This is a genomic window from Hymenobacter lapidiphilus (assembly GCF_003417065.2).
In the GTDB taxonomy this organism is placed as follows: Bacteria; Bacteroidota; Bacteroidia; order Cytophagales; family Hymenobacteraceae; genus Hymenobacter.
In genome coordinates this window covers 26,742-42,840 of record NZ_QVLT01000035.1, presented here as the reverse complement: position 1 = coordinate 42,840, position 16,099 = coordinate 26,742, and the positions used below count along the sequence as shown (strand labels likewise).

Below are 16,099 nucleotides of genomic sequence, written 5' to 3'. Positions count from 1 at the left end.
GCGCCAAGAGCCGCGACCTGCACTACGAGCCGCTGCTGGCCGACGAGCTGGTAGCCGTGCGCCGGGCCACGCCCGCCGGGCCGCCGCCCGCGCCGCTGCCACTGGCCGAGGCTTTGGCTCACCCGCTTCGTGGAGGGCCGCGCCAAGAGCCGCGACCTGCACTACGAGCCGCTGCTGGCCGACGAGCTGGTAGCCGTGCGCCGGGCCACGCCCGCCGGGCCGCCGCCCGCGCCGCTGCCACTGGCCGAGGCTTTGGCTCACCCGCTGGTGCTGCGCGAGCGGGGTTCCGGCACCCTCGAAGTGCTCGAATTCGCCCTGCGTGAGCAGAACATCCGGCTCGCCGACCTGCGCGTGGCCTTCTACTTCGACAACACCGAGGCCATTAAAACCTACCTCGAAGCCGCCCCCGAAGCCCTGGGCTTCGTATCGCGCCGGGCCCTGACGCGGGAGTTGGCCGCCGGCCGGCTGGAACTGGTACCGATAGCCAGCCTGTGCCTGCCCCGGCAGTTCGAGGCGCTGTGGGTGCAGGGCCAGCCGTTAAGCCGTCCCGCCGAGTTGTTCTGGCGCTACGCCCGGCAGCAATATGGGTAGCATGACAGGCCGTTTCATGCATTCGTTATAACCAGAGGTTATACTCTATAACTATTTTAGATTATCGAACGGGGAGGGGTAAACGTACCTTTGCAGAGGTGTATCAACCCGCCCCAATTATGCCCCAAGTCCTGCCTGCCAAGCCCGAAACGGCAGTTCCTGCATCAGGCTCGGCTGGCCCTGGGCCTCATGCCGGCTTGCTGCCGAAAGTGGTATTCGGGCTGTTGCTGGCTTTTTGCCTCACGCCCTGGGCCTCGCCGCCGGTGGCGTTGGCGCTGGGCCTGGTGCTGGCCCAAACGCTGGGCAACCCCTTCCCGGTCTTTACCAAAAAATACACGGCCAAGCTGTTGCAGTTCTCGGTTATCGGGCTGGGCTTCGGCCTGAACGCCCACGCCGCAGTGCAGGCCGGCCGCGAAGGCATCCTGTTCACCATCGTCTCCATTTTTGGCACGCTGGTACTGGGCTACTTTGCGGGCCGCTGGCTGAAGCTGGGCCGGGTGCTTACCCACCTTATTTCCTGTGGCACCGCCATTTGTGGAGGCTCGGCCATTGCGGCGGTGGGGCCGGTAGTGGGGGCCAAGGATGAGGAAATGTCGGTGGCGCTGGGCACGGTGTTCGTGCTAAATGCGGTGGCGCTGTTCGCCTTTCCGCCCATCGGGCACGCGCTGGCCATGTCGCAGCAGCAATTCGGCCTGTGGTGCGCCATTGCCATCCACGATACCTCGTCGGTGGTGGGCGCGGCGGCGGCGTACGGCTCCGAGGCGCTGGGTGTGGCCACTACCGTGAAGCTGGCGCGGGCCCTCTGGATTATTCCGGTGGCGCTGGGCACGGCGTATTTTTTCAAGCAGAAAGATGTGAAGGTGAAGTTGCCCTGGTTTATTCTGGGCTTCATCGGGGCCATGCTGCTCAATACCTACGTGCCCGCTACCCACGCCGTGGGCCCCTGGCTGGTGCAGCTGGCGCGCCTGGGACTGGTGGTAACGCTGTTCTTCATCGGCGCGGGCCTGTCGTTTAAAACTATTAAGGCCGTCGGACTGCGGCCGTTTGCGCTCGGCGTGCTGCTGTGGGTGGTGATTTCCGCAGCATCGTTGTACGTTATCGTGAAACTGTAGGTAAAGGCGTTGTCATTGAGAGGAGAACCAAACAGTTTGGGCTGGTAAATCCTGATTTCCTTTTGAACTGAAAGTCCTTGTTGCCCATGCTGGCAGCAGGGGCTTTCGGCGTTTCGGGCAGGGGGCGGCCCGGACTGCGTATCTTCGCCCCGTTCTGCTTCGTTGCCCGTTACTTATGCGCCAGCTCGCCATCATCCCCAATCCGCACGCCAAAATCACGCTCTTCAGCTGGAATGGTAAGTACCTCATCAAGCTTGAAAAGGGCTCGTTTGAGCAGACCTACAAGGTGAGCGAGCTGGACCTGACCGGCGAGGAGGACATCCACCGGCTACTCGACAACGAATTTGTGCAGGCTGCCGTGGCCCGCTTCGCCGCCATGCAAACCGACCTGCAGGCCGCCTTCGACCGCCACGATATCTAACCCAGAGGCAACTGATGTGGGCCATGTGAGCGTAAGGCGGATAACGTGCGGAATGTATCGGAGCCACCCGTTTCACTCAATAGCTCATGCAGTTCGGCCCATACAACGCACATGCTGGCCTCATTTCTGTCTTAACTTTCCTTCCGATGAAAGCGCTATTGCCATTTCTGGTGCTGCTGTTGGCTGCTGCTACGGCCCAGGGCCAGTTGTACGAGGCCCGCGTGGGTAGCGTGAGCTTCGAAAAAAGGTCGCGTGATGCTGTGCAGGTGCAGGTGGAAGCTACCGCCGACTGGACCCGTGACTATTGGCAGCGCTGGCTCAAAGACAACTATAAAATCAAGCTGAAAGGCAACGGCGTGCTGAGGGTGGGCAAAAGCGACTACCTAACGGCCAGCCAGGTGCTGATTTCCAGCACTACCAACCAATTTGTCGACCTGTATTCGACGATAACGGCCCCATCCGATACGGTGGCCGAACTATCGGTGTGGGCTGCTACTGGCCCCGATACGTTTTTGGCAGCGTCGGGCCGCGAGTTCGGACCTATGCGGGATATTGTGCAACGCTTTGCTACGGCTGCCCGCCTGCAGGCCATCCGCGACGGAGTGAATGAAGCCGAAAAGGCCTTGGCCGCTGCCACCAAAGACAAGGAAAAGCTGGAGCGCAGCCGGGCAAATCTGGCCGGCAACACCAAATCCAACCTCGCTCGTATTGAGCAGCTGCATCAGCAGAACGCCGAAAACAAGCTCAAATCGGCTGACGATTCGGTAAAGCTGCTCGATAATGCCCGGCTGCTGGAGCTACGCCAGGCCCAGCTGGAACGCAATCGGACCCGATTGCTCAATCTCGACCGTCCGTAACGCCGTTTTTGTCGCGCTTCCCTATGGAGAAAGATCCCTCGCCCCTCGATACGCTTCGCCAACTCAAGGAATGGCTTGACGCCGGCACCATCACGCCCGACGAGTTTCAGACGCTGAAGCAGAAGCTGGTATTTGCGCCGGCTACTCCGGACGTTGCGCCCGAAGCCGCCGCGCCGGAGTTCCGTAGCCCCGAATTGCCGGAACCCGCGCCCACCGAGCCGGAACCTTCTGTTGCCATTGTGCCCGGCGTGGTACCCGAGACGCCGCCGCCGCCCGCTCCACCGGTTTGGCCAGAGCCGACCACCGTGGCTCCGGTAGAAATGATGCCCATGCTGCCGCCGGTTACCCACTTCCCGGCAGCCGGGCCCAACAGTGGCGCCGAGCAGGAATATGTGGAGGAAGATGCCTACACCGCCCCGCGCAAAAGCCCACTGATGACGATTGTGGTGGTAGCCGCCATTCTGGCCCTGCTGGCCCTGGTGGCATATCTGCTCACGGACGGCCGCGACTCGGAGCGCCTCACCAGCACCTCCCGCACCACTGCCGATTCGGTGGCGGTGGCCCCGGAAATCGGGCCTCAGACTGAGCAGATTGAGCTGCCGCCCGTTGCCGCCCCCGAAACTATTCGGGTGGCGCCTGTGGTCCCGCCTGTTGTAGCCCCGACACCCGCCGATACGGCTGCGACCGAAGCGCCTGTTGCGCCCACTGCCAGCCCGGTTCCGGCCGCGCCCGCCGCCGCAGATGCTTCGGTCGGGCTGTCGGCCAGCGCTGCCAAGGCCCGCGTAGAAACGATTCTGCAGCGCTATTACGCCGATTTGCAGGCGGCGCCCTTCACGGCCGCGGCTTACTTCGCGCCCCAGATTGAACGGTTTTATCTGATGCAGAACACGACTCCGGCCGCCATCAATGCCGAGCTGGCCAGAAGTCACTTTCCCGAGTTCCTGGAGGGCCAGAGCAGCATCCGGCCCGGCACGCTGCAGGTGAGCCCTCCGGTAGCCGACGGTTCGCGGGTGGTCACCTACGTGGAAAACGGTACCGCCTTCCGCCAGTCGCTGCAGAAGCGCCAGCAAACCGCCGCCCAGCTACGAGTACGGTTTGATAAGGACTTTAAAATCGTGTACCTGCGGCAGGAAAAGCTGCTGGAGAACAACTTTGAAGAGTAAGATTTCGACTCGCCTGAGGAAGCATGACACCGTCTCACTACGCCGGTTGACACCTCCCAATCCCGCTATGCATATCCGTCCCGTTCTGCTATCCGCCGTTGTGCTGCTTGGCCTCGGCTCCTGCCTGAAAGTCATCAAGCCGAGCAAGGATTTCGGTCAGTACGAGAACCCCATCGCGCCCGATTACGCCCAGGAGGCCAGCTGGGCCGCCCTGCCCACCCGCCGCGACTCGGCCGATGCGGTGCCGCGCAACACGCCCTTCAAAGACCGGCAGGCCACCGCCGCGGCCGACGTGTTTTACGTGCACCCTACCACTTACTACTGGCGCAAGCAGTGGAACGCCAGCCTCGCCAACGACCGGCTCAATCAGTTCACCGATGACGATGTAATTCGGAACCAAGCCTCGGCCTTCAACGCGGCGGCCCGGGTGTACGCGCCCCGCTACCGCCAGGCCACGCTATACAGCTTTTTCGTGGATGACCAGAGCACCAACGGCCAGAAAGCGCTGGACTTGGCGTATTCCGACGTAAAATTGGCCTTCCAGTACTACCTCGCCAACTACAACCAGGGCCGCCCCATCATTATTGCCGGCCATAGCCAGGGCACCGTGCACGCTACCCGGCTGCTACACGAGTTCTTCGACACCGACCCCCAGCTGCGCCGGAAACTGGTGGCGGCCTACCTCATCGGCTTCAAAGTAAAAACCGACGAGTACCAGACCCTGCGGCCCTGCGCTGACTCGACTCAAACCGGCTGCTACGTGGCCTGGAACACCGTAGCCTGGGGCAACGCCTACCCGCCCTTCGAAAACGGCGTGGCCGTCAACCCGCTCACCTGGACGCTCGACACGCTGGCCGCGCCCGCCCGCCTCAACCTCGGTGGGGTAGGGCAGGATTTCAACCGGCTCGATGTGGGCGTAGTCGATGCCAAAATACACCAGGGCCTGCTGTGGGTGCATCCGGCCAAGCCCTTGGGCTACCCGCGCTTTCTGCTGCCCGGCCAACCCCAGCTCTGGCACTCCTTCCACATTTCCGACTATGGCCTGTTCTACGCCAACATCCGCCAGAACGCGGTGGCGCGGGTACGGGCTTGGCAGGAGCGGGCGAAGTAGCCGTTCAGGACGACGCCTAAAGTCAAAAAAGGCCCCGCCGGCGAATTGCCAGCGGGGCCTTTTTAAATCCTGAACGGAAAGCTAACGGCTAAAAGCTGTCAGCTAACGGCTCAAACAAACCTAGCCTACAATGGCTACGCGCTTGAAGTCGGAAATCGTCAGGCCCTTGCTCGTCTTGTCGAGCAGCTGGGCGATGGTCATCGAGTTATCCTTCACGAACTCCTGGTTGAGCAGGGTGTTCTCCTTGTAGAACTTGTTGAGTTTGCCCTGGGCAATCTTCTCTAGCATCGCCTCGGGCTTGCCATCGGCGCGCGCCTGCTCTTTGCCAATCTCGATTTCGCGCTCGATGGTAGCGGCATCCACGCCGTCCTTGTCGAGGGCGACGGGCTTCATGGCAACAATCTGCATGGCTACGTCGCGGCCCACGGTAGCAACGTCGGCACCGCCTACGTTCTTCATGGCCACGAGCACACCCTTCTTGTTGTCGGAGTGAATGTAGGAAGCAACTTTCTCGGCCGTGATGTTCTCGTAAGCCGTTACGTCGAGCTTCTCGCCGATTTTGCCCATCAGGTCGGTGATGTGCTCCTGCAGCGAGCGGCCGTCGTCCTGCTTGGCAGCCAGCAGCTCCTCCTTCGAGGCAGCATCGCTCTTCACAGCCGTAGCCAGAATGCGCTGGGCCAGGTCTTTGAAATCGGGAACCTTCGAAACCGGCTCGGTTTCGCAGGCCAGCGACACCAGCTTGCCGTTGGTGCCATCCTCGCTTACGGCGGCCAGCACCACGCCTTCCGACGTTTCGTTCTCGGCGCGCTTGTCGGCAATTTTCTGGCCCTGCTTGCGGAGCAGGTCGCGGGCAACTTCGAAGTCGCCTTCAGCCTCTACGAGGGCTTTCTTGCAATCCATCATGCCGGCACCAGTCATGGTGCGGAGCTTATTTACGTCAGCGGCGGTAATTGTGGCCATTTGGTAGAAGTTAGGAGCTGGAAGCTAGAAGTCAGAATCTCAAAGGATAAAGCTGGTAGCTAAAAGCTAAATGTTAGAATTGAATGAAAGGAAAGAGCAGATGCGGATAGATGCAAAAAAGTCAGGAGCTAAGAGCTAGAATTTGCCAGGCGGTTTCCCTCTGATTCTAGCTCCTGGCTCCTGACTTCTAGCTTCTACAGAAGCGCCTATTCGTCGGCGTCCTGCTTTTCTTTGATGCCTTCTTCTTCAGCTTGCTTCTTGTCGGCGTCCTCTTTGTCGACTTTACGCTCCGACAGACCTTCTTCAATAGCCTTACCCACGATGCCCACGATGAGCTGGATAGACTTCGAGGCGTCGTCGTTGGCTGGAATCGGGAATTGTACCGACTCGGGGTTCGAGTTCGTGTCGCAGATAGCGAATACCGGGATACCCAACTTCTGGGCTTCCTTCACGGCAATGTGCTCGCGCTTCACGTCGATTACGAACAGGGCCGATGGCAGGCGGCTCAGGTCGGCAATGCCACCGAGTACCCGGTCGAGCTTCTCCCGCTCGCGCGACAGCATCAGCCGCTCGCGCTTAGCCAGGGCGGCGTAGGCCGTGTTTTCCTTCACCATCTTGTCGATGGTGCTCATCTTCTTCAGCGACTTGCGCACGGTGGCGAAGTTGGTGAGCAGGCCGCCCAACCAACGGTCGGTTACGTAGGGCATGTGAAGGCGCTTGGCCTCTTCGGTCACAATTTCCTGCGCCTGCTTCTTGGTCGCCACGAACATAATCTTGCGGCCGCTCTTCGCGATGTTGCGAATAGCGCTGGTCGCGTGTTCGAGCGAAGCAAGCGTTTTGTTGAGGTCGATGATGTGGATGCCGTTCTTCTCCATGAAGATGTACGGAGCCATTTTGGGGTCCCACTTGCGGGTGAGGTGACCAAAATGCGAACCGGCGTCCAGCAATTCTTTATAGGTGGTAGTCTGGGCCATGATAGGGTTCCTCTGGAATATTAGCGTTTCGAGAACTGGAACGAACGACGGGCTTTACGCTTGCCGAATTTCTTGCGTTCTACCATGCGCGGGTCGCGGGTCAGGAAGCCTTCCTTCTTCAAGGCAGGACGAACCTCCGCGTTGTCGCCCACGAGGGCTTTCGAGATGGCCAGACGGATGGCTTCGGCCTGGGCCGAAATGCCACCACCGCGCACGTTCACCTTGATGTCGTACTGGCCGACTTGCTCGACAGTAGCCAAAGGCTGGTTCACGATGTTTTCCAGGAGTTCATTGCCAAAATAGGCTTTCATTTCCCGGCCGTTGATAGTGATATTCCCTTGCCCGGCCTGCATGTAGATGCGGGCCACCGAGGTTTTTCTTCTACCAGAGGTATTGAGGATTTCCATTAAGTGGAGAATTAGAGAAAAAAGGAGCCGGGTTGCGGCTTACAGATGCGAGAAAGAAAGCGCCTTGGGCTGCTGCGCCTCGTGCGGATGCTCGGTACCAGCGTACACAAACAGGTTACGGAACTGCTCGGCACCCAGCTTGTTGCCCTGCAACATGCCGCGTACTGCGTGCTCAATCACCCGGGTCGAGTCCTTGGCCTTCTTGTCGCGCAGGTTAATGCGCTTCTGTCCGCCGGGGTAGCCCGAGTGGGTGATGTAGATTTTGTCCGTCAGCTTCTTGCCCGTTACCCGCAGGTTGTCGGCATTGATGACGATGACGTTGTCGCCACAATCCGAGTTGGGCGTGAAGGAGGGCTTGTGCTTGCCACGCAACATGTTGGCAACCTGGCTGCACAGCCGGCCCAAAGTGGCGTCGGCGGCATCAACCACAACCCAGCCCTTGTTGGCGTTGGCTTTGTTGACGGCAACCGTCTTGAAGCTCAGATGATCCATTGGGGAGGAGGATAAACGTTTGAAAATGAAGAAGAAGCCGCTGCCCGGGGGGGCAAAACGGACACAAAGTTACCGACTTCCGGCAAATATTCAAGCCAGGAGCTTAATAATTGTCTGAAAAGCAGTGGGAAAGGGGCGACAGAGGCAGTAGGAAAACAGCTGTCATTCTGAGCGCAGCGAAGAATCTCGCGTGCCAAAGCAACCTGTATTCTTGGGTCGCTTTGACACGCGAGATTCTTCGCTGCGCTCTGAATGACGTTCTTTCGTTGGTCCTCGTTTACCACTTATGCATACTGCCGCATGTTTTCCACCAGTACCCGAAAATCCTTGGGGTAGGGAGCCTCGATGGTCACCGGCTCGCCATCGAGCTTGGCGAATGTGAGCTGGGCGGCGTGGAGGGCAAAGCGCTTGATAAACGGCTGCTCTTCCTCGCCCTGCTTCACGTTGAACTTCTTCTTGAGCGTCGACAGGTAGAAGTTCTCGCCCCCATACATTGTGTCGCCCACGATAGGCGCCTGTAGGTAGGCCAGGTGCAGCCGGATCTGGTGCATGCGGCCGGTAATGGGCTGGCATTCGAGCAGCGTGTGGTGGGCGAATGCCTCCATGGTGCGCACTACCGTAACGGCTGGCTTGCCCTTATAGGCCAGCCGGGCTTTCCCCTTGGTAGTGGTTTCTATGCTTCGGTCGACGCGCAAACCGTCGTAGTGGTGCACGCCCCAGGCCACGGCGTGGTATACCTTGCGTACCTGCCGGTCTTCGAACTGCATGGCCAGGTGGCGGTAGGCGGCCGGGTTTTTAGCCAGCGCCAGCGCCCCGCTGGTTTCCTTGTCGATGCGGTGGCAGGCCTGTACGTCTTCGTACTGCTCGCGGGCCAGGCGCAGAATGTTGGGAGCCCCGCCGAACCGCTCGTCGAGCGTGGCCAGGAATGGGGGCTTGTTGATGACTACGAAATCGTCGTCTTCAAACAGAATCAGGTCTTCGAAATTGGGCAGCTTCATATAGAGCTGCAAAGGTAGGGGGTAGAGAAGTGAGAAGTGGGAGAGGTTGGTATGAAGAAGTGGGAAGTGAGAAAAAGGAACGTCATTCTGAGCATGTGGCGCATAGAGCCAGGGTCGAGCGGAGTCGAAGAATCTCTACCGCAATACTACTCCTGTCGGCTGCAGCGAAGCAGTAGAGATTCTTCGACTCCGCTCCGACCCTGGCTCTATGCGCCACATGCTCAGAATGACGTTCATACCCGCCTCTCACTTCTCCCTGGGCCTCGACAGCTTGAATTCGAGCGTGGTTCCTTCGCCCGGCTCACTTCGCACCCGAATGATGGATCTGTGGGCCTCCACTAAGTGCTTGCTGATGGCCAGGCCTAGCCCCGTGCCCCCCGCCGCCCGCGACTCGCGGGTGCGGCTTTTGTCGATGCGGTAGAACCGCTCGAAAATGCGCTGCTGGTGCTGTTTGGCAATGCCTTCGCCATTATCATGCACTTGAATGAGTACCTTTTTGGGCCCGGTTTCCAGGGTTACAATCACCTGCCCTTGCTCGCGGCCGTATTTAATGGCATTGTCAATCAGGTTGATGAGTACCTGCCGGATGCGGCCGCGGTCGGCCACCACGAGTACCGGATGGGTTGCATCAGGCGATTGTGTTTCGGGACCGGTAACTTCGGTGGACGCTAACCGCAACTCCAGGCGCACCTGGCGGCGAGCGGCCTGCAACTCCAGCTGCTCGAAAATGTCGTGCACCAGCTGGGTTAAGTCGAAGGACTGGCGGCGCATCCGCAACACGCCTTTTTCGAGTTGGGAGATAGTCACCAGATCCTGCACGAGCTGGTCGAGGGCGTCGAGGCTGGTGGCGGCTTTGCGCAGGAACTTGCGGCGCGTGGCCGCATCCATGCTGCCATTCGGACTTTCCTCCTCCTCGTCGAGCACGGTATGCACGAAGCCCTGCGCGGCGAAAATGGGCGTCTTCAGTTCATGCGACACGTCGGCCAGAAATTCGCGCCGTAGCTCCTGCAGGCGCTTCAACTCGTCAATTTCCTGTTGCTTGCGCTGGGCCATGTCCAGAATTTCCTCGCGCATGCGCTTGAGTGGCTCGGGCCGAAACAGCAGCTTGTTCGACAAGCGCCGGAAATCCTTGCGCTTGATGTGGTCCAGCTCCTGGTAAATGTTGTTGACCTCGCGGAAAATCAGGGCCTCAAACAGTAAATACAGCAGTAAAAAACACGCCGCCACGGTAATGCCGGCCGCCAGCACGGCCTGTTCGCGCGGCATCGTGGGCACCACCAGCACCAGCGCCGTCAGCACCAGCGCTACCAGCCCCGACAGTAGCAGGGCAATGCTGCGGGAAGATAAAACCAGGCGCATGTTTTTAGGTATTAGGCATTGGGTGTCAGGTCCTTCTGGTAGTGACTGAGAAAAGCGCAAATCAAGACCAGGAGCTCCTTCAGGCAAGTTGTTGTGGCAATCAATACGAAGCTTCTAATCCTCAATCCTTGACTCAATCAATATTGAACTTATAGCCCACACCCTTGATGGTCTGGATGTGGTGGTCGCCTACCTTTTCGCGCACTTTGCGCACGTGCACGTCTACGGTGCGGGCCAGCACGAACACGTCGCTGCCCCAGATATTCTGCAGCAGTTCCTCGCGGCCGAACACCTTATGGGGCGAGGCGGCCAAAAAGGCCAGCAGCTCGAACTCTTTTTTGGGCAGCGTGATTTTGCGGCCATCCTGGTACACGGCAAAGCCCGTGCGGTCGATGGTGAGGCCGTTGATGCTGATGGTGTCGGACACGTGCTGGGGCTCCTTGTCGCGGCGCACGTAGGCGGCCAGGCGGCTGAGCAGGGCCCGGGGCTTGATGGGCTTGGCAATGAAGTCGTCGGCGCCGGCATCGAAGGCGGCTACTTCCGAAAACTCCTCGGCCCGGGCGTCAGGAAAATGATGTAGGTGTCTTTGAACCGGGGCTGCTCGCGTAGCTGGCGGCAGGCGGCAATGCCGTCGAGGTGGGGCATCATCACATCGAGCAGCACAATATCGGGGCTGAATTGGGGCGCAATTTCGAGGGCCTGGCGGCCGTCGGCGGCGCTGGCCACCGTGTAGCCTTCCTTGCGCAGGTTGTATTCGAGCAGCTCCACAATGTCGGGGTCGTCATCGACTACCAGAATCTTGTAGGCGTTGGGGTTGGCGGCTGGTTGCACGGGCAGGGGCGGTTTAGGGTAGAACAGCAGGCGGGCAGATAAAAGTACGGCTGGCCGGCGTGACCGGCGTGTTATCGTTTCGTTACCCGGACCGCGGCGCCAGCCCACCAGCGCCGGCCGGGGCAGCTTGGCCGGCACTGGGTTCGGAATAGGCCACACGAAATCGGCCAGCCCGGCCCGCCGGGCCGGAGCAGTGGCGGCGGCAGTTACCAGCACCAGGCGGTAGCGAACGGGGGCAGATAGCAGCATCGGGGAAAAAGCGGGTAACGAAGTGAAAACGGCAGCCTGATGAACCCGGAAGGGCAAAAAAAAGGCGGCCCCTGTTGGGAGCCGCCTGGTGATACGTGCTATTTCTGAGCCACCATATTGAGCCGGTTTCGCAGGCCCTTGTACTTGTAGAGGTCCACTTTCACGGCCCCGACCAGCATATCGGCCTGAATAAGCACCGGTATCTTATTCTGGTCGTCGGAGAGGTAAACGGAAACGGCGTTTTCGCCTTTGAACAGCTTGTTCTTGGGCATTTTAGGCACCAGCCGGATAGCGCGAATGGTGCCGGCCTTGGTACTCACCGTTTCGCGGCCCTTGTAAATCACGTCCATGGGCAGGTTTTCCTCATCGAAGAAACCCTGCACCCGAATAACCTCGCCGGGCCGGCGCAGGTCGTAATTGAGGGTGCGCAGGTAGTAGAAGGCGCTGACGATGTCCTGCACGTTGGCCGGAACCTTAAAAGTGCCGCGCTTCACGTCGTTCTTGTCCTTCTTGTAGCTCTCCATGGTAGCCACGCCGCGCTGGTGGTCAAAATCGACGGTTTCGCGCTTGCGGTAGTTGTTTTCCTCGATGTTGCGATAGAAGCGCTGGGGCTGAATGCTGGCCGTGTCGATGTAGGAGCGCCAGGTGTCGCGGATGCGCAGGAAGTAGTCGAAAGAGCCGATAGTGCGGCCCGTAACGGTAGCCCGGTAGCAGGACCTGTCGTTGATGCGGTGCACGTTGTTGTCGAGCTCAATGGTAGCGTCGGCCGCGTTGATAAGGCCGTAATGCACTTTGTAATGTAGGGTCTCGCCCGTCTGGAAACTGGTGTTGTCAGCCGAGCGGGCCGGTTGTTTGGTTGGTCCGAAAGCCGCCAAACCCGTAATCAGCAAACAAAATATAAGTGAAAGCAGAAGCCGACGGCGAATAAGCATGAGCAGGTGCGGAACAATGAATCGGCCGATTCATTTCAAAAGCGGTGCCAGTAAAGATACTGGGTTTTAGGCGGGAGAAAACCTGCCGGTGTAAACCAAGGCAATTAAGCAACCCGCCAACTATGGCCCAGACACCGGCCTGGTGGGGGCTACGCACCGGAGTACGGGCCGTAGCCGAGGGGCTTGCGTCCCGCTAGCCAGCATAAAAAAAGCTCCCCCGGTTACCGGAGGAGCTTTCTTACAAAATGCAGACACGCGCTTACGCTTCGTCTTCGGCCTCTACCGGCTCCATGTCCTCTTCGGCGTCGGTGCTGCGGTCCTCATCGAGGGCCGCCATGGCCTCCTCGGGGTTGCCCTTCACCTTGGCCCGAATCTGGGCTTCAATTTTATCGGCCATTTCGGGGTTGTCCAGCAGGATGGTTTTCACGCCCTCGCGGCCCTGGCCGAGACGGTTGCCATCGTAGCTGAACCACGAGCCCGACTTGGCAATAATGCCCATATCAACGCCCAGGTCGAGGATTTCACCCACTTTGGAGATGCCTTCGCCGTAGATAATGTCGAACTCAACCACCTTAAAGGGCGGGGCCACCTTGTTCTTGGCCACCTTCACCTTGGTGCGGTTGCCAGTAATGTTGTCCTTGTCCTCCTTTATCTGGCCGATCCGACGGATATCGAGGCGCACCGAGGCGTAGAACTTGAGCGCGTTACCGCCGGTGGTGGTTTCGGGCGAGCCGAACATCACGCCGATTTTCTCGCGCAGCTGGTTGATAAAGATGCAGCAGCAGCCGGTTTTGTTGATGGTGCCAGTGAGCTTCCGTAGGGCCTGGCTCATGAGGCGGGCGTGCAAACCCACCTTCGAGTCGCCCATGTCGCCTTCCAGCTCGCCTTTGGGCACGAGGGCCGCTACCGAGTCAATTACAATAATGTCGATGGCGCCGCTGGAAATCAACTGGTCGGCAATTTCGAGGGCCTGCTCGCCATTGTCGGGCTGGGCGATGAGCAGGTTGGCCGTGTCGATGCCGAGCTTGCGGGCGTACACTGGGTCGAAGGCGTGCTCGGCGTCAATGAAGGCGGCAATGCCGCCCTTCTTCTGGGCTTCGGCAATGCAGTGCATGGTGAGCGTGGTTTTACCCGACGACTCGGGGCCGTAGATTTCTACTACGCGGCCCTTAGGCAAACCACCTACGCCGAGGGCAATATCGAGGCCGAGCGAGCCAGTGCTGATAACTTCAATGTCCTGCTGTATCCGGCTGTTGTCGAGCTTCATGACGGTGCCCTTGCCGTAGTTCTTGTCAAGCTTTTCGAGGGTCAGGGCCAGCGCCTTCAGCTTCTGCTGCTGCGGGGTCAGGTCTTTGCTATCGGCTTTGTCAGCTTTGTCAGCTTTCTCAGCCTTATCGGCTTTGTTGGAGTTTAAGGCCATCAGAAAAGGGGGTAAATAGATTTGCTTAGGTTTGGTGAAAGTAAGGCTTTTTGCCAGCTCATGCAACCGCTCGGGGGCTGCCGGAGGGGCTGGCATCTGGTAACGCCGGCCGACTATATTTTGTGCCCGCAATGCTAAAGAAATTCGTCCGATTCAGCATCTTTTTCTCGTGCTAAAATTTTTAGAATTCTGCCCTGCCTGCAGGCCCCTGATACTGACGCTGCTAGCTGGGCTGGCCGGCAGCACCCTGGCCCATGCTCAGCTCGACAACAGGGCTTTTCTGTACCGGGCTCCACTCGGCCCGAGCTACGAACACCAGTTGCGGCTGGAGGTGCAGGGGTTTCTGTTCAATAAAGACAACGAGTATTTCAACAAGATTGATCCTGGGCTAACCTACTTCGGGGCGCAACTGGCCCCGCGGCTGGTGTACTACCCGGCCGGCAACCTGCGCTTGGAGGCGGGTGTGTTTCTATGGAAAAACTACGGGACGCCCCAGTTGCGGCAGGTGCGGCCGCTATTCACGCTCAAATACCGCCAGGGGCCGCACACGCTATTGTTTGGTAACCTGGAAGGCAACCTGCACCACGGCTACATCGAGCCGCTATTTGATTTTGAGCGGGTGATAATCAATCGGCTGGAAGAAGGCATGCAGTACCAGTTGCAAACCCCGCGCACCAGCTTGGATGCGTGGGTAAACTGGGTGCGGCAACAGTACCGGTTCAGTAATTTCCAGGAAGAAGTGGCCGGGGGCCTCACGCTGGAACATCGCCTGCTGGCCGATTCGGCCCGGTGGTTGGTGGCGTTGCCGTTTCAGTTCACGGCTACTCACCGCGGCGGCCAGATTGATACCATCGATAAGCCGTTGCAGACTTTGTTTAACGGCGCCACGGGGCTGCGGGTGCGGCGCGGGCTGTCCTCCAACTTGGTGCGGGCAGTGCATTTTGATGGCTATCTGACGTACTTTAACGATTATTCTTTCACCGAGGAATTACCCTTCAAGAGCGGAACGGGCATCTACCTGAACGTGGGGGCTGATACGCGGCTTTCCAATCTGCAAGTGGCCTACTGGAGCGGGAAAGGCTACATTTCACCCCTTGGCGGCCGGCTCTACCAGTCGGTATCGTCTTCGGCTGTGGATGTGGGCTACACAGAGCGACAGCGCCAACTGCTGATTCTGCGGGTGCTACGCGACTACCGGTTACCGGGCCAGGTTATTCTAACCACCCGTTTCGAGCCCCTTTATGACCTCAACAACGGACTGTTCGACTTCTCGTTTGCGCTGTACCTGAATTTCAACCAGAGCTTTCTGTTAACTACGCTGCGCCCTAACCGCTAACTGGTGGAGGCTGAGCCTACCTGAAGAAGGCGGCCGCGTAGGGGCCTAAGAATAGAACATCTTACGTTTGCGCCTGCTCTTCGCGCCGCAAAATGTAGTGCAGGACCGGCGTAGTGCCCAAAACCCGGCGCAGCCAAGCGGGGCGGGCGCGCACCGGCAGCAGTTGGAAGCCCAAAGCCTCGGCTACAGCAATGCTGCGCGGATTTTCGGGTAGGCAGCGGATAATCAGGCGCGCCACCCCGAGCGTGTCGAAGCCGAAGGCAACGGCCGCTGCCAGCGCCTCGCGGGCATAGCCCTGGCCCTCGGCCTCAGCTGCCAGGTAGTAGCCAATTTCGAGGGAAACGGGGGCATGCCAGTTGGGCTTGAGACTGATGTCGCCGAGGTAGCGGCCGCCCGTGCGGTGCCAGATGCCGAGTACGTAGAGCCGGCCGGTGCGCCAGTCGCGCCCGAACTGCGCCAGCAGCCCGACGCTGGCCGATTCGGAGCTGGCCGCCGCCTCGCGGGCCGGGAAGGAAGGCCGCAGGCGGAGCCGGTTGGCGGCAATCAGGGCAAAGAACTCCGCTGCATCGTCGGGCGCGTAGGGCCGCAGCAGCAGGCGGGCTGTCAGGCGCGGAGCAGAGTTGGGGGCAGCGGCAGGAGCGGGCAAAGCGGCGTGTATGCGTTGGGAATGGGTGCGAGCAGGCGGCGGACGCTTTATAACGCAGAATGCGACGCTATGGCCCGTCCATGATTCCCGAGCACATCTTTTTGTAGCCCTGGCAACCGGCTGTTTGGGCTAACACCGGCCCGATGTAGAGAGGCATCTTTGCGTCTTATGGTTGAACGGCAGTTCGCAAGAGCCAACATCAGTAACGGCGAGACTCCAACTGTTGCGTCTCGTTTACAA

Annotated in this window: 16 protein-coding genes and 1 pseudogene; 7 read left to right on the top strand and 10 right to left on the bottom strand. The window is 59.6% G+C overall.

The genetic code is table 11. The features are described from left to right. Positions 1-129 precede the first annotated feature (129 nt). The 6 genes from D0N36_RS16355 (at position 130) to D0N36_RS16330 (ending at position 5,255) form a co-directional block, all read left to right on the top strand. Positions 130-591 carry a LysR substrate-binding domain-containing protein gene (locus tag D0N36_RS16355; protein ID WP_242478963.1) on the top strand — a complete coding sequence of 154 codons (462 nt, stop codon included), beginning with the start codon at positions 130-132 and terminating at the stop codon, positions 589-591. 119 nt (positions 592-710) lie between these two features. Continuing rightward, positions 711-1,703 (top strand): YeiH family protein, encoded by a 993-nt coding sequence (locus D0N36_RS16350; RefSeq protein ID WP_242478962.1) that lies wholly within the window; start codon positions 711-713, stop codon positions 1,701-1,703. Between the two features lie 175 nt (positions 1,704-1,878). Then, a complete protein-coding gene (locus D0N36_RS16345) occupies positions 1,879-2,124 on the top strand; it encodes a hypothetical protein (RefSeq protein WP_116942903.1) in 246 nt (81 codons plus the stop codon). Positions 2,125-2,270: 146 nt separating this feature from the next. Then, a complete protein-coding gene (locus D0N36_RS16340; RefSeq protein ID WP_116942902.1) occupies positions 2,271-2,981 on the top strand; it encodes a hypothetical protein in 711 nt (236 codons plus the stop codon). Between the two features lie 23 nt (positions 2,982-3,004). Next, positions 3,005-4,144 (top strand): SHOCT domain-containing protein, encoded by a 1,140-nt coding sequence (locus D0N36_RS16335; protein ID WP_116942901.1) that lies wholly within the window; start codon positions 3,005-3,007, stop codon positions 4,142-4,144. Between the two features lie 67 nt (positions 4,145-4,211). Further along, entirely contained in the window at positions 4,212-5,255 is a 1,044-nt protein-coding gene (locus D0N36_RS16330; protein WP_116942900.1) for a DUF3089 domain-containing protein, read from the top strand. Between the two features lie 120 nt (positions 5,256-5,375). Here the strand turns inward: D0N36_RS16330 and tsf are convergent, their stop codons facing one another. The 9 genes and pseudogenes from tsf to recA form a co-directional block, all read right to left on the bottom strand. After that, positions 5,376-6,215: a translation elongation factor Ts gene (gene tsf / locus D0N36_RS16325; RefSeq protein ID WP_116942899.1), complete on the bottom strand. Its 840-nt coding sequence runs from the start codon at positions 6,213-6,215 to the stop codon at positions 5,376-5,378. A 206-nt stretch (positions 6,216-6,421) separates the two neighbouring features. Continuing rightward, positions 6,422-7,189 carry a 30S ribosomal protein S2 gene (gene rpsB / locus D0N36_RS16320; protein ID WP_116942898.1) on the bottom strand — a complete coding sequence of 256 codons (768 nt, stop codon included), beginning with the start codon at positions 7,187-7,189 and terminating at the stop codon, positions 6,422-6,424. A gap of 20 nt (positions 7,190-7,209) precedes the next feature. Further along, complete coding sequence (gene rpsI, locus D0N36_RS16315; protein ID WP_092741435.1) at positions 7,210-7,596, bottom strand: 30S ribosomal protein S9; 387 nt, start codon at positions 7,594-7,596, stop codon at positions 7,210-7,212. Positions 7,597-7,635: 39 nt separating this feature from the next. Beyond that, positions 7,636-8,088, bottom strand: coding sequence for a 50S ribosomal protein L13 (rplM, locus tag D0N36_RS16310; RefSeq protein WP_092772531.1), 453 nt, complete (start codon positions 8,086-8,088; stop codon positions 7,636-7,638). Positions 8,089-8,372: 284 nt separating this feature from the next. Beyond that, the gene (locus D0N36_RS16305; protein WP_116942907.1) at positions 8,373-9,086 is read right to left on the bottom strand and encodes an RluA family pseudouridine synthase; all 714 of its coding nucleotides are present in this window, start codon (positions 9,084-9,086) and stop codon (positions 8,373-8,375) included. A gap of 246 nt (positions 9,087-9,332) precedes the next feature. Next, positions 9,333-10,445 carry a sensor histidine kinase gene (locus D0N36_RS16300; RefSeq protein ID WP_116942897.1) on the bottom strand — a complete coding sequence of 371 codons (1,113 nt, stop codon included), beginning with the start codon at positions 10,443-10,445 and terminating at the stop codon, positions 9,333-9,335. A gap of 133 nt (positions 10,446-10,578) precedes the next feature. Continuing rightward, a pseudogene (locus D0N36_RS16295) lies at positions 10,579-11,282 on the bottom strand (response regulator transcription factor). 341 nt (positions 11,283-11,623) lie between these two features. Further along, positions 11,624-12,415 carry a DUF3108 domain-containing protein gene (locus tag D0N36_RS16290; RefSeq protein ID WP_242478961.1) on the bottom strand — a complete coding sequence of 264 codons (792 nt, stop codon included), beginning with the start codon at positions 12,413-12,415 and terminating at the stop codon, positions 11,624-11,626. Positions 12,416-12,716: 301 nt separating this feature from the next. Then, the gene (gene recA, locus D0N36_RS16285; protein ID WP_410504168.1) at positions 12,717-13,877 is read right to left on the bottom strand and encodes a recombinase RecA; all 1,161 of its coding nucleotides are present in this window, start codon (positions 13,875-13,877) and stop codon (positions 12,717-12,719) included. A 169-nt stretch (positions 13,878-14,046) separates the two neighbouring features. On the opposite strand from recA, the gene D0N36_RS16280 reads away from it, so the two are divergent. Further along, positions 14,047-15,213, top strand: coding sequence for a hypothetical protein (locus D0N36_RS16280; protein ID WP_116942895.1), 1,167 nt, complete (start codon positions 14,047-14,049; stop codon positions 15,211-15,213). A 61-nt stretch (positions 15,214-15,274) separates the two neighbouring features. Here the strand turns inward: D0N36_RS16280 and D0N36_RS16275 are convergent, their stop codons facing one another. Further along, entirely contained in the window at positions 15,275-15,859 is a 585-nt protein-coding gene (locus tag D0N36_RS16275; RefSeq protein ID WP_190242725.1) for a GNAT family N-acetyltransferase, read from the bottom strand. Between the last annotated feature and the right edge of the window lie 240 nt (positions 15,860-16,099).